Genomic DNA, 13,845 nt, shown 5'->3' with positions numbered 1-13,845 from the left:
AATTCAGGATTGTGCAGGATGCGTTGACGGCTTAAATAGATTTAATTGCGCGAAATTACTTAATAATAAACCCACTTCTATGCTAAACTATTATCAAAGGAGAGTAAAAATACCTTTTGTGGTATTTTTACTCGTATTACTTATGTCGTCTGTTTCCTCCTATGCTCAGACTGTTGCGGTTAAGGGGACGGTAATTTCTGAAGGGGACAAGGAGCCCGTCCCAGGAGCTTTAGTTACGGTAAAGGGTACCCAGAGAGGGACAATTACAGATATTGACGGCGGATTCAGCCTAGACGCTTCTGTTGGGGAGACTCTCGTTGTTAGTTTTATTGGATTTACTACCCAGGAACTTGTCGTGACTTCAAATTCCAGTGAAATTCAGGTGACTTTGGCTTATTCTACTTCTGATCTTTCGGAAGTAGTGGTAGTTGGCTACGGTAGCCAAGTCAAAAGGGAAGTAACTGGCGCTGTCCAATCTGTCAGTGAGACGGAGCTCAAGGATATGCCTGTTTCTTCTGTCGCTCAGAAACTTCAAGGAAGAATGGCTGGTGTACAGATCAACCAGACTACCGGAAAGCCGGGTCAGGGAATGAATGTCAGGATCAGAGGGCAGCTTTCCGTTTCAGGAGGTAGTCAGCCACTGTATGTGGTGGATGGGTTTCCGATCACCGGGGATATCAACCAGATCAACCCTGATGAGATCCAGGAGATATCTGTATTAAAAGATGCCGCATCTACCTCTCTTTATGGGTCAAGAGCTGCCAATGGGGTGGTTTTGATCACTACTAAAAAAGGAAAAGCAGGACAGACGAATGTGAATCTAAATGTATTTACAGGTTTCCAGACCGTGCCACAAAATGGTCGACTGGAGATGATGGATGCAGAAGAATTTGCCACATTCAAAAAAGAGTACTATGAAGCAGCAGATCAAGAAGTTCCTGGGATTTTCCAGGATCCTTCACAGTATATAGGCCAAACCAATGATTGGTACGGTGCTATGCTTCAGACTGCACCTATTTCCTCTTACAACCTTACCGTAACTTCAAATAAAGAAAAAGTAAATACGGCAATCATACTTGGGGTTTTTGATCAAGATGGCGTAGTTGTGAATTCTGATTATACCCGGTTCTCATTGAGAATGAACACTGATTACCAGGTTTCTGATAAAGTGAATATTGGAGTAAATGTAGCTCCTAATTATGTGGTGGATAATACGCCTAGGACGGATGGCACCAGAGGCACAGGGATATTATTCAATGCTCTCCATACTTGGCCGATTATGCCTATTTATGAGGAAAATGGAGAATTAACCTCCTTTAATCAGCTTCCCGCCAATACGGGTAATATATATGCTTACCCCAACTGGGTGAGGTCTGCCCAGGAGATCACCAATCAGACCAAGCAGATGAATGTCCTTGCAAATACCTATGTGGAATGGAAGCCGATTAAAGGGCTTTCCCTCAAATCCACATTCAATGCTGAAGTCAGAGATTCCAAATATTTCTGGTTTAATCCTTCTACTGCAACTGCCAATATCAATGTCTCCATCCCTACAGTGGCTGTCTCCATCCGTGATCACTATTCAAGTTTGTCATGGCTAAATGAAAATATAGCTACCTATGACAAAGCTTTTGGAGAGCATAATTTCCAGATCCTGGGAGGGTTTTCTAATCAAAGATTCCGAGATGAAAGTACAAGGGTTCAGGCTGATACCTATGCAGATGACCGTATTCCCACGATTCAGGGGGCTATCAATATAAACCGAAACGGTACCAATTCTGGAGTAGGAGAGTGGTCATTAACCTCATTGTTTTCCAGACTGACCTATAATTACAAAGGGAAATACTTGTTTACTGCATCTGTACGAGGTGATGGTTCTTCGAGATTTGGAGAAGATAATCGCTGGGGTATCTTTCCATCTACCTCGGTGGGATGGGTGCTGTCTGATGAAGGATTCCTGAATACTAACTCTACAATTTCCTTTGCCAAGCTAAGGGCAAGCTATGGTGTGACAGGGAATAACAACATCGGTAACTATACTTCCTATGCGTTGGTAAATAACACTATCAATGCGGTATTCGGCGAGACAGTGGTCGCAGGTGCTGCGGTCACCACGTTGAACAACAGGAATTTGGGTTGGGAAACGACGGCACAGCTAGATTTGGGGTTAGAAATCGGACTTTGGGACGATAGGCTGTTGTTTACCTATGACTATTATACCAAAAACACCACCAACCTACTCTATGCAGTACAGATCCCTCAAGAATCAGGTTTTACCAACTATAATGACAACATAGGAGAGATACACTTTTGGGGGCATGAATTCTCTTTAAATACGGTGAATACAACAGGGGCTTTTCGCTGGACATCCAATGCCAATTTTTCAATCAACAGAAACAAGGTGCTTGAACTGGCAGATGGAATAGATAGGGTGTATGGCAGCTTTCACATCACGCAAGTAGGGCAGCCCTTTGGCCAGTTTTATGGGTTGAAAAAACTGGGCAACTATATGAACGAGGAGGATTTGGCAAGTTCGCCTATCATCCCAGGAAGATCTACTGTGGGAAGTATTAAGGTGGAGGATGTGAATGGTGACGGAGTGATCACTTATGGAGGTGACAATGATGATCGTACGATCATCGGCAATCCATTTCCTGATTTTACCTATGGTCTGATCAATAATTTCAACTGGAAAGGATTTGATGCAAGTATAGCAATTTCAGGGTCTCAGGGAAACCAGCTTTATATGAGACATCTGTATTCTACAGCGAATCTGGATGGAGTATTCAACATGGTGGAAAAAGTCTCCAGGAGATTCAAGTCTCCGGAAGACCCGGGAGACGGCATCTTTGGGACATCCACGGGCGGTGGCAATGTTACAGGTGTGGAGCGTGATTGGAACAACAGTAATTTTGTATGGGATGCTTCTTATTTAACTATCAGAAACATCACCCTTGGCTACACCTTCAGCAATCTTCCGAAAACCATCAAATCACTCAGACTTTATGCTTCCGGGCAGAACATGTGGGTATTCACGAATTATTGGGGGGGATCAAATCCTGAAGTCAGTATGCAAGACAATGGAAATGGAGACGGCGGTAACCTGAGTCCTGGAGTTGACTTGTCGGGATATCCGGTTCCTCGTACGATTACTTTTGGAGCAAATATCAGTTTTTGATTTTGCCTGAAAGAGTCTAACTATTCACATTAACCTGTATAAAAAATGAAAAAATATATAATAGTATTATTGATATCATCTTTGGGACTTGCCAGTTGTGATGATTTCCTTACGGTGGTTCCAGAAACACAGTTGAGTTCTGCTACTTTCTTTAAAACAGAATCTGATTTTGTCCAGGCGGTCAACTCTGCATATGTACCGTTAAGAGCCATAGTAAATGATAGAGCCTGGAAGCTTGCAGAGATGCATTCAGACAACACTTATTATGGAAGAAATGAGCTTTTTGGTGCAGTGGATCCACAGGAGGACTTAGCTGATTTTGCCGTACCCACTGCTAATGGTGTGACCGCCAATGAAAATGTCCTTCAGCAGTACAGGCTGGATTATCTGATCATTGCAAGAGCAAACCAAGTTTTGGCACTGATAGATGAGGCTGACCTAAATCAGGAAACTAAAGACAATGTAAAAGGCCAAGCCTTATTTCTTCGTGCCTATGCTTATTTCGAGTTGGCAAGATATTTTGGAAGTGTACCACTCCATCTTATACCGGTAGCTACCAGAGAGGAGTCGGCTTTACCTCTTTCCTCTGAAGACGAGATTTACGCACAAATTATTACTGACCTGATAGCTGCGGTTCCTATTTTGCCTCCAAAATCAGAGCAGCAGCCAGGGCGGGTGACCTCCGGGGCAGCTAGGACATTGTTGGCAAATGTTTACATCAATCTCCGACAGTGGTCGGATGCCGAAGCCATTTTGACCCCCGTGATAAGCAGTGGAGAGTACACCCTGATGCCAAGCTATGAAATGGCCTTTTCGGATAATGCAGGAAATAAAAACAATGCAGAGTCCGTTTTTGAAGTGCAGTTTTTAGAAGGTGCGGCTGGGTTAAATGGTAATTTTATATACCAGATGATGCCTCGGCCCCTTTTGGCTGAAGAACTAGTGGAAATAATGGGCACAAGTAATCCTCAGGATCTAGATGGGGAAGGCAATAACATACCTACTCCGGACATTATTGCAGCATATGAACCGGGTGACCAGAGAAAAGATGCGTCGATAGCATATGTTTTTCTATCCAACAGCGCAAGAGACAATAAAACCTATCCTTACATAAAGAAATATGCAAAAAAACACTCTCAGCATAATAATACAGGAACAAATTTCCCGATCTATAGATACTCAGAAGTATTGCTGTTTATGGCAGAAATTCTAAATGAGCAGGGAAAAGATGGGGAAGCAAGAGTCTATCTAAATCAAGTTCGAGAACGCGCTGGACTAGAGCCAGTTACCAGTAGTGGGGCAGATTTGGCAGATGCGATTTTTCGGGAGAGAAGAGTGGAACTGGCTTTTGAAAACAAACGCTGGTTTGACATTCAAAGAAAGGATCTGATCGAGGAAATCATCATCCCTTATGGTGAGCGGATCGTTGCCAATCCTCAGGACTATTATTATCCTCCTACTGCAACGGGTAAACCGAGACCGAATGTGTTTACCAATCTAGATAAATTTTATGGATTACCAGCCGCAGAGTCAGATATAAGCCCTTATTTCTAAATTGAAATAAACCCCAGTATCTGCGGTACATCCAAAGGTGCTGGGTTTTTATATTTATGAAAGCTGCTAACCAGTAAAGAACCAAGAGTAGCGGTGTTTCTAGACTATAGAAAATGAAATCAGCTATTAAAATGAAGGAAACATGGCAACTGATGTCAATTCCAATTATGGTTTTGATAGATTCCAATTACTAGTATAAAACGTTATAATATTTCATGAGTGGTTTTATTATGGCGGATTTAATCCCCAACTTATATTTCTAAAATTGCTATACATAACAATCGCCCTATGCGCCTAAAACGATTAATCCGAAATGTGTTTTTTTATTCGGCAGCGTTTCTTCTGACTGTCGCTTGCTCTAAGGAGGAACAATCAGATTACAAACGAGAACTGACCGGAAATCCAAAACTGGATAAGCTCAAGCTTCCCGACAGGTTTGTGGCTGAGCACATCTATAGTCCAGGTGAACATGAGGACGGGTCCTGGGTCGCAATGACCTTTGATGACAAAAACCGTCTGATTACTGCGGACCAATATGGTTTTCTCTACAGGCTGGAAATCCCGGAAATAGGCAGTGACTCCGTGGCACCTAAAGTAGAGAAACTCATCATCGGAAATGTAGCCGAACCCCAAGTGGGGATGGGCTACGCCCAAGGTTTACTCTATGCCTTCAATAGTATCTATGTCATGGTGAACCACCATGGAAATGAGGAGTTTGCCGAAAGTACTGGGTTATACAGAATCCAGGATTTGGATGGAGATGATCAATATGAAACAGTGACCAAGATCAAAGGTTTTACTGGCCAGCCCGGAGAGCATGGCCCGCATAGTATTGTGCTTTCTCCAGATGGGAAGTCTCTGTATATAGTAGCAGGAAATCATACAGACGTGCCGGAAATGGATGCATATAGACTGCCTAAGGTGTGGCAGGAAGACAATCTTTTTCCTCTGATCAAAGACCCTAGAGGGCATGCCAATGACAGAATGGCTCCAGGAGGATGGGTGGCGAATATAGATCCGGAGGGAAAGCACTGGGAACTGATCTCGGCCGGTTATAGGAATCCGTTTGATATTGCATTTAATGAAGTTGGCGATTTGTTTACCTACGATTCAGATATGGAATGGGACTTTGGGATGCCGTGGTACCGTCCTACTAGAATCTGTCATGTGACATCTGGTAGTGAGTATGGCTGGAGAACTGGAAACCAAAAATGGTCGCCCAATTATCCGGACAACCTGCCTGCGATTTTAAATATAGGACAAGGCTCACCCACTAATGTAATGTTCGGAACTGGAGCTAATTTCCCGGAAAAGTATAGAAAATCACTCTTTGCGTTCGATTGGAGTTTTGGGATCATCTACTCTATGACACTTACTCCAAGTGGCGGGACTTATGAAGCTAAAGCGGAGGAATTTATTTCAGGATCTCCATTGCCACTGACAGATGGTGTGATTGGGCCAGATGGCGCTATGTACTTTATGACCGGAGGTAGAAGATTGGAATCGGATGTCTATCGGGTTTATTACGATGGGGATGTGGATGCTTCAGATAAGCCAGTCTTAAAAGTGGCTGAGTTGCCTGCTGAGGCGAAGCTTAGAAGAGATTTGGAATCCCTTCATGTGGCTGGGGCTCCCGCATCAGGACTGGATTTGGCTTGGGAAAATCTAGATCATAAAGATCGTTTTGTTCAGTATGCTGCTAGAATAGCAGTAGAGCATCAGCCAGTAAATTCTTGGAAAGCTAAAGCTCTGGAAGAAACTAATCCTGTTAAAATGACCCAAGCCATGATTGCCCTGGCTAGACATACAGATAAGGGACAAAGTACGCCCATGCTCCAGGCCTTGATGGGTATAGATTACGACAAATTGGATGAAAAAGGCAAGCAAGACCTTTTGAGGGCTTTCGAGTTGATTTTAGCCCGGCAAGGAGAACCTGTGGGTTCTGTTAAATCTGAGCTCATAGCCTATTTGAATGCCAATTTTCCTGCAAAAAACAACAATTTGGATAGGGCACTGGCTGTGCTTCTGGTGTACTTGGATGCCCCGGATGCAGTAGAGAAAACGCTGGGCTTATTGGAGTCTTCAAAAGATGATCCTAACTACCAGAAAACATTTTCTGCTTCCTCAGACCTGATCATGAGAAATCCCCAGTACGGCTTGGATATAGCCAATATGCTGGCCAATGTGCCTCCTGCCCAGCAGACTTATCTTGCTACTGTACTAGGAGGGGCAAAATCGGGCTGGACACCAGAACTTCATGAAAAATATTTCACATGGATACAGGGCGCATTTAAGTACAAAGGGGGTAGAAGTTATGTAGGCTTTATCGATAGAGCGAGAAAAATGGCTCTTTCGAATGTGGCCAAAGCAGATTTCGACAAGTACAATGAGCTGTCCGGAGCGGCGATGTTGACAGGGAATGGAAACGACTTGGTGAATTCGGATGTGCAGCCAGAAGGCCCTGGAAGGAGATGGACTGTAGAAGAAGCAGAGCCTCTGATGGTGGATTTGGTTGGTAGGGATTTAGCTAGAGGCAAAGCAATGTTCGCTGCCAGCCAATGTCAATCATGCCACACCATCCAAAGCGAGGGGGGGATAATAGGCCCTGATCTGACCCAATTGGGAACCCGCTTCTCACCAAAAGACATCCTGGAAGCCACAATCAATCCCAGCGATGAGATCTCAGAGCAGTACGTGGCCAGTGTGATCGAACTGAAAGACGGAAGCTCTGTGATGGGCAGGATCATCAACGAAGACGACAACAGTTATTCAGTATCTCAAAATCCATTTTCTCCGGATGTGCTGCGTCAAGTGGAAAAAAGCAATGTGGTCTTAGTCAAAGATTCTAAGATCTCAGTCATGATGCCAGGCTTGATCAACCGACTGAATGAGGAGGAACTGAAGGATCTGATGGCTTATCTCATTTCAGGAGGAAATCCAAATCATCAAGTATATCAAACGAAGAACTGAGCGGGAAAATGAAAAATCTTATGAAATCCAAGCTGTTGAGAATTGAATTGCTAGGCATAGGGGCAATGCTTATGATAGGTTTTGTGAATTGTAAGCAGCCGGCTGATACTTCGAAATCTTCTCTAGATCCGATTTCTGATGTTGAGGGAAGTTTTAAGCCTATCTTTGATGGAGAGACACTCCAAGGATGGAGAGGGGATCCTGTTTATTGGTCTGTAAAAGACGGCTCCATAGTGGGAGAGATTACGCCTGAGACGCTATTAAAAGCGAATACCTTCCTTATTTGGGAAGGAGGGCAACCTGGGGACTTTGAGTTAAAAGCAGATTTTAAAATTTCTGAAGGAGGGAATTCCGGGATCAATTATAGAAGTGAGTTAGTGGAGGATGTACCGTTTGCTCTAAAAGGCTACCAGGCTGACATAGATGGAAAGAACACCTATACTGGGCAGAACTATGAGGAGCGTAAACGGACTACCCTTGCATATAGAGGGCAACAAACGAAAATCACTACTCAGCCTGACGGAATAGGAGTCCGGGACTATGTAGAAAGGAACGCCTGGAAAGGACTCAATCTAGAGAAAGAAATCGGTGATCGGGCTGAACTTGGGGCGATGATAAAGGCAGGTGACTGGAACAGTATCCATATCGTGGTAAAGGGCAATGTAATGAAGCACTACGTAAATGGGCAGCTGATGTCAGAAGTGCATGATGAGGATACTAAGAATAGGATGGAGTCAGGCTATCTGGGGGTGCAGGTTCATGTAGGCCCACCTATGAAGGTCGAATTCAAAAATGTGATGCTGAAGCAGTAAATCTTCAACTAGTATAGATTACCAATGGCCCATGTTGAAAAACTTGGGCTATTTTTTTGTTTCTGATTGTTCTAATTCAAGCTCTTAAGTCTTGGACTTAAGCTGCCGCAGTCTCCTTACTGCGACACTTTTTTATCAACGGCAACGTTCTCACCCACAATTTTCCTAACTTATTCCCGGGCTTTTTCTTCCAACCCATATAGGGCAGGATAGTGTCAGAAGGTCTTTTTTATAGCTTAGGAGTCAGACCAAATACCCTTAATGAATCTCTCAGATCCATCCAGTTGGAAACAAAAATTATCCAATTCCCACCAGATAGGTGGTATAGAAACTTCAGTTCTCGACAATGGGACAGGCCGTGGAACCCGTATCGCCTGGGTCAATACCGGAACCGGACTACGTTACAAAGTAGTCCTGGACAGGGGTATGGATATTTTGGATGCGTTTTACAACGAGCATAGCCTGGCTTGGCTCAGCAATGCCGGACATGTTTCACATCAGCCATTTTCCAATCAGGGAATAGACTGGCTTCGCACGTTTGGAGGTGGATTGCTGACTACCTGCGGCCTTTCTTCTATAGGCCCACCCAATGAAGATGAAACAGGTCAACGAGGTCTGCATGGAAACTATAGCAACACATCAGCGGAACTGATTTCTATCAAGCAGCCTGATATTTATATTGGTAACCTTGATTTTGAAATCGTAGGGATAATCAGGGAGACGACTACTTTCGGGCCGAGTTTGGAACTGAAAAGAAGCATCTCAGGAACTTTAGGTTCATCCAAAATCAAGATTAATGATGTCGTGAGCAATCGAGGAAATACACCCGCACCACATATGGTTCTTTACCATATCAATTGCGGCTGGCCACTGATTGATGAGGGCACACGGATCGTGTGGAAAGGGGAGCATCAAAAAAGAGATTCCGACCATTTACTTTCGGACTTTAATAAAAAACACAAGTTCAGCACATGTGCTGCGCCACTAGACGGTCATTCCGGTTTTGGGGAAGATGTGGCTTTTATTGATCCAGAAGCTGATCATATGGATCAAGTCACCTGCGGGTATATGAACGATCAATTGGAGTTGGGATTAGGTATTTCCTTTTCCAAGAAGCAAATGCCGTGGCTGATCAACTGGCAGCATTGGGGCAAAAATGAATATGTAACAGCCCTGGAACCTGCGACGAATCCTCCGATCGGTCAGGCAGCTGCCCGTGAAAATGGAACGTTGATTTTATTGGAACCAGGAGAAAAAAGAAATTATGACATCGAGCTGGAAGTACTCAGGGGGATGTCTGTCAAAGAATTTAACCTTTAAAAAACATGATGTTGATGTGGTTTGGAGAATTTTCAAATCTTTCAATCTTCCAATTTTCAAATTATATCTTTAATCAATAAACCCATGAGTTTAGCAAAAAAAGCCCTAGAGCAGGGCGAAGGAATTTTAAGATTGACCCCGACTTGGGTGCCACGCTCTTTTTGTGTGCCGGGGCGAAGGATCAAATTGCATCCGGATGACTATTACAGTCTGGGGGGCAACCGGGGCGGGATCGATGAGCGCTGGTTTTCATCTACTACCCCTGCGGAAAATGGGCCACTGACCAGCAAAAACGAAGGCCTTAGCCATATTGCCTATGAAAACGGAGGCAAAACAGCGTTGTTTTTGCTCAAAGATGCAATTGATGAATTAGGAGGGGAGATCATTGGTGATCGGCTTTGGGACAAATATAAATCCTGGCCTATGTACTCGAAGTTTTTTGACAACATGGGGCCGTTGCCACACCACATTCACCCAAGTGACGAATTTGGTAAACTGACTGGTCAGAACGGCAAGCCGGAAGCTTATTATTTTCCGCCCCAAGTCAATAACCATGGTGGTGATTATCCTTACACTTTTTTCGGGATTGCTCCGGGAACTTCCAAAGAGACTATACTGGAATGTCTAAAGAATTTCAATAAAGGAGATAATAAAATCACCAATTACTCTCAGGCATTTAGACTTCAGCCGGGTACAGGCTGGAATGTGCCTCCGGGAATGCTTCATGCCCCAGGCAGCTTATGTACCTATGAACCTCAAAAGGCCTCCGATATTTTTGCCATGTACCAATCCCTGGTGAATGAAGCGATTATACCGGATGAATTACTTTGGAATGCCACACCAAAAGATCGTTGGGGCGACTATGATTTACTCGTGGAGATGATTGATTGGGATCTGAATGTCAACCCAAATCTGATGGATAACCATTATATGGAGCCTATTCCTGTAGAAGATAGAGCTGAAATGAACTCCAAAGGATATGACGATAAGTGGATTTGTTATCGTTCACATGATTACAGTGCCAAAGAGCTGACAGTATTCCCTGGGCAAACCGTGACGATAAAAGATGCTGCTGCCTATGGGATGATCATGATGCAGGGCTATGGAAAAATGAACGGTTGGGATATTGAAACTCCAGCTCTTATCCGCTTTGGACAATTAACACATGATGAGTATTTCGTCAGTGAGAAAGCCGCACAGGCAGGTGTCAGAATCACCAATCTTTCTAAAACTGATCCAATCGTGATGCTGAAGCATTTCGGCCCGGATAACCCGGATCTTGAGGTGGTGGAGTGATACTGATTTACGATTTAAGATGTGCGATTGACGACGTCCAGACTAGAGTTAGTCACTAGGTTTGAAATCAATGATCTTGGAAAAAAACTAATTCATTAGATAGAATTAAAATAATAAACATCGAAAGCTGAATTTAGAATCGAGAACCACTTCCGTCTTCGGTCTCCCAGCTTCGGTCTTTCTATAAAAACTAAAAACCCACAGAACAATGAGCCAAAATAATTTCCCAAAACTACATAATGCTACCTGGCCCGGAATCGTAGGCAAAGGAGCGGATTCAGAACCGGTAATTCCATTTGATTCGCTTTTGGCAATGACTGCCGCTGCGGAAGTTGATGGAGTGAAATTTGACGGAGTGGATTTAGGATTGCTGGAACCTCATTTCTCGCTCAGCGATCCTGATGAAGCTAAGATTCTGGCAGAAAAACTACAAAAGCATAACCTTGTCGCAGGTTCATTGGTCGCACCGATTTGGGCGGGCTCTGCAATGGGAACACCAGATCAACGAAAGACATTTGTGGATATGGTCCGTAAAGCCTGTGAATTTGGGAAGCAGCTCAATGAGCTGGGAGTCCGTCACTATGGTGTAGTGAGAATTGATTCGGCCGCCGGAGTCGAAGACTGGGCAAAAGACCCAGCCGGTAACACCAAAACCATAGCGGAAACGTTCAGGGAAGCATGTGATGTGGCGGCTGGTTATGGAGAAAGATTGGCTACCGAGGGGGAAATCTGCTGGGGAGCTATGCATAGTTGGAAATATATGGTAGAACTACTGGAAATGGTGGACAGACCCAATATAGGGTTCCAGGCAGATATGTCCCATACGTTCCTTTACACCATGGGGTACAATGCACCTGAGCATAGAATCCTTCCAGCAGATGCGGACTTGAAGGATAGAGAAGCTGTAAAAGCAGCTTTGAAAACCGTAACTGATGCACTTCGTCCATGGACTATAGATTTTCATGTGGCACAAAATGACGGTTCTGTGTTTGGGTCTGGCTCACATGATAAAACAGGAAGGCATTGCCAGGCCACTGATCCTAACGGGGTTTTGGATATAACCCATGATGCAGGCTACTGGCTGCGTGATGAAAATGGTGAGTTGACCAAGGCATTCAAACATATATGTTGGGATGGATGCATGTTCCCAAACGCGGTTATGAATAATCAGCAAACTTGGAATGATATTCTGGCTGCGTTAGTGAAAGTAAGAAATGCCCATGGATGGAAAGGGTAAAGTATTAATAGAATAGAGTTGTGAAGTACGAAATACGATTTACGAGGGGATGGGAAAGATTAGTCATTATGCCCAAATCAAATCTTCTATATTACAAAACTTTACAACCTTCCAACTTTATACCTGATTTTCTAATTTTAAAATTTTACGATCATGAATAAAAAACATATCAGAATAGGTCTTATCGGTACAGGTCTGATGGGACGGATCCATACCAATGGATACAAAAGAGTACCGGACTTTTTCCCAGAATATGAATATGTGCCTGTGTTGCAGGCTTGCTGTTCCAGACGTAAGGAAAAAGCCCAGGCATTCGCAGATCAATGGGGCTATAAATCTGTAGAGACGGACTGGCGGGAATTACTGAAACGAGATGATATCGATGCCGTGGATATCTGCACCCCTAACGACATGCACGCGGAGATTGCCATAGCTGCTGCCGAGGCGGGCAAAATGATTCTTTGTGAGAAACCTTTGGCAAGAACTGTGGAAGAAGCCAAAGGGATGGTAGAGGCAGTGGAAAAGGCAGGCGTGAAAAATACGGTTTGGTATAACTACAGGAGAGTGCCTGCCGTAACGCTGGCAAAGCAGATCGTTGCCTCAGGGAAGCTTGGCAAGATTTTCCATTATCGAGCTAATTTCCTGCAGGATTGGACTATCAGTCCCGATCTTCCGCAAGGCGGAGATGCACTATGGAGACTGGATGCGGAGGCGGCAGGATCTGGAGTCACGGGTGACTTGCTTGCCCACTGTGTAGATACCGCGATGTGGATCAATGGGGGGATTAAGGATGTCTCTGCCATGACCGAAACCTTTATTAAGGAGAGGGTTCATCAAGGAACCGGTGAAAAGAAACAAGTAACCATTGATGATGCCTGTGTGTTTCATTGCCATTTTGACAACGGTTCTTTGGGGTTATTCGAAGCGACTCGATATGCAAGAGGCCACAAGGCACTTTACACCTTTGAGATAAACGGGGAACATGCATCCATCAGATGGGATCTTCATGATCTGACCCGCCTGGAGTATTTTGACCATGATGATGAAGGCCAGGTTCGTGGATGGAGGTCTATTCATGTGACGGATGGGGATCATCCCTATATGGGCAGGTGGTGGATTCCTGGAACATCCATTGGTTACGAACACTCTTTCATTCATCAGGTGGCGGATTTCTTCCATAGCTTGGAGACCGGTGAATCCTGCCATCCGACCTTCCGGGATGCCTTCGAGACTCAGAAAGTATGTGAGGCAGTGATCAGTTCCGCAAAAGAACGGGCTTGGAAAGACACCGGAGTGGAGTGGGTGGAGAAAGTCTAAAGGCTGAACGATAAAGTCTAAAATCTCAAAAAACAAAGAGGCTGTCTCAAAAGTAGCTAGTTTAAAAGGCTAGTCGATTTCTCGGCTAGCCTTTCCTGTTTTAACTCAAAACATGTATTTTGAGGTGTGCAAAAACAAGACTTAAATGTAGCCTTTAAGGA

Annotated in this window: 8 protein-coding genes; all 8 read left to right on the top strand. The window is 44.2% G+C overall.

Translation table 11 applies throughout. The features are described 5' to 3' along the window. Positions 1 to 79: 79 nt before the first annotated feature. The 8 genes from LZF95_RS06495 to LZF95_RS06460 all read left to right on the top strand — a co-directional run bounded on the left by LZF95_RS06495 (position 80) and on the right by LZF95_RS06460 (position 13,684). On the top strand, positions 80 to 3,178 hold the full coding sequence (locus LZF95_RS06495) for a TonB-dependent receptor (RefSeq protein ID WP_233754169.1): 3,099 nt from the start codon (positions 80 to 82) through the stop codon (positions 3,176 to 3,178). Positions 3,179 to 3,223: 45 nt separating this feature from the next. Beyond that, entirely contained in the window at positions 3,224 to 4,732 is a 1,509-nt protein-coding gene (locus tag LZF95_RS06490; RefSeq protein WP_233754168.1) for a RagB/SusD family nutrient uptake outer membrane protein, read from the top strand. A gap of 288 nt (positions 4,733 to 5,020) precedes the next feature. Continuing rightward, positions 5,021 to 7,702: a c-type cytochrome gene (locus LZF95_RS06485; protein ID WP_233754167.1), complete on the top strand. Its 2,682-nt coding sequence runs from the start codon at positions 5,021 to 5,023 to the stop codon at positions 7,700 to 7,702. Between the two features lie 8 nt (positions 7,703 to 7,710). Further along, positions 7,711 to 8,514 carry a DUF1080 domain-containing protein gene (locus LZF95_RS06480; RefSeq protein ID WP_233754166.1) on the top strand — a complete coding sequence of 268 codons (804 nt, stop codon included), beginning with the start codon at positions 7,711 to 7,713 and terminating at the stop codon, positions 8,512 to 8,514. Between the two features lie 261 nt (positions 8,515 to 8,775). Continuing rightward, complete coding sequence (locus LZF95_RS06475) at positions 8,776 to 9,834, top strand: aldose 1-epimerase family protein (RefSeq protein WP_233754165.1); 1,059 nt, start codon at positions 8,776 to 8,778, stop codon at positions 9,832 to 9,834. An 84-nt stretch (positions 9,835 to 9,918) separates the two neighbouring features. Next, a complete protein-coding gene (locus LZF95_RS06470; RefSeq protein WP_233754164.1) occupies positions 9,919 to 11,130 on the top strand; it encodes a hypothetical protein in 1,212 nt (403 codons plus the stop codon). Between the two features lie 208 nt (positions 11,131 to 11,338). Further along, positions 11,339 to 12,367 carry a sugar phosphate isomerase/epimerase gene (locus tag LZF95_RS06465; protein ID WP_233754163.1) on the top strand — a complete coding sequence of 343 codons (1,029 nt, stop codon included), beginning with the start codon at positions 11,339 to 11,341 and terminating at the stop codon, positions 12,365 to 12,367. Positions 12,368 to 12,517: 150 nt separating this feature from the next. Next, positions 12,518 to 13,684 carry a Gfo/Idh/MocA family protein gene (locus LZF95_RS06460; protein WP_233754353.1) on the top strand — a complete coding sequence of 389 codons (1,167 nt, stop codon included), beginning with the start codon at positions 12,518 to 12,520 and terminating at the stop codon, positions 13,682 to 13,684. Positions 13,685 to 13,845: the final 161 nt, after the last annotated feature.

This window comes from Algoriphagus sp. AGSA1, from assembly GCF_021390545.1.
In the GTDB taxonomy this organism is placed as follows: Bacteria; Bacteroidota; Bacteroidia; order Cytophagales; family Cyclobacteriaceae; genus Algoriphagus.
This window is presented reverse-complemented; position numbering and strand designations above follow the sequence as displayed.

What these genes read in the sequence shown, in the direction of transcription:
- LZF95_RS06495 (WP_233754169.1), top strand. Translation starts at nt 80, where the DNA reads ATGCTAAACTATTATCAAAGGAGAGTAAAAATACCTTTTGTGGTATTT.
- LZF95_RS06490 (WP_233754168.1), top strand. Translation starts at nt 3,224, where the DNA reads ATGAAAAAATATATAATAGTATTATTGATATCATCTTTGGGACTTGCC.
- LZF95_RS06485 (WP_233754167.1), top strand. Translation starts at nt 5,021, where the DNA reads ATGCGCCTAAAACGATTAATCCGAAATGTGTTTTTTTATTCGGCAGCG.
- LZF95_RS06480 (WP_233754166.1), top strand. Translation starts at nt 7,711, where the DNA reads ATGAAAAATCTTATGAAATCCAAGCTGTTGAGAATTGAATTGCTAGGC.
- LZF95_RS06475 (WP_233754165.1), top strand. Translation starts at nt 8,776, where the DNA reads ATGAATCTCTCAGATCCATCCAGTTGGAAACAAAAATTATCCAATTCC.
- LZF95_RS06470 (WP_233754164.1), top strand. Translation starts at nt 9,919, where the DNA reads ATGAGTTTAGCAAAAAAAGCCCTAGAGCAGGGCGAAGGAATTTTAAGA.
- LZF95_RS06465 (WP_233754163.1), top strand. Translation starts at nt 11,339, where the DNA reads ATGAGCCAAAATAATTTCCCAAAACTACATAATGCTACCTGGCCCGGA.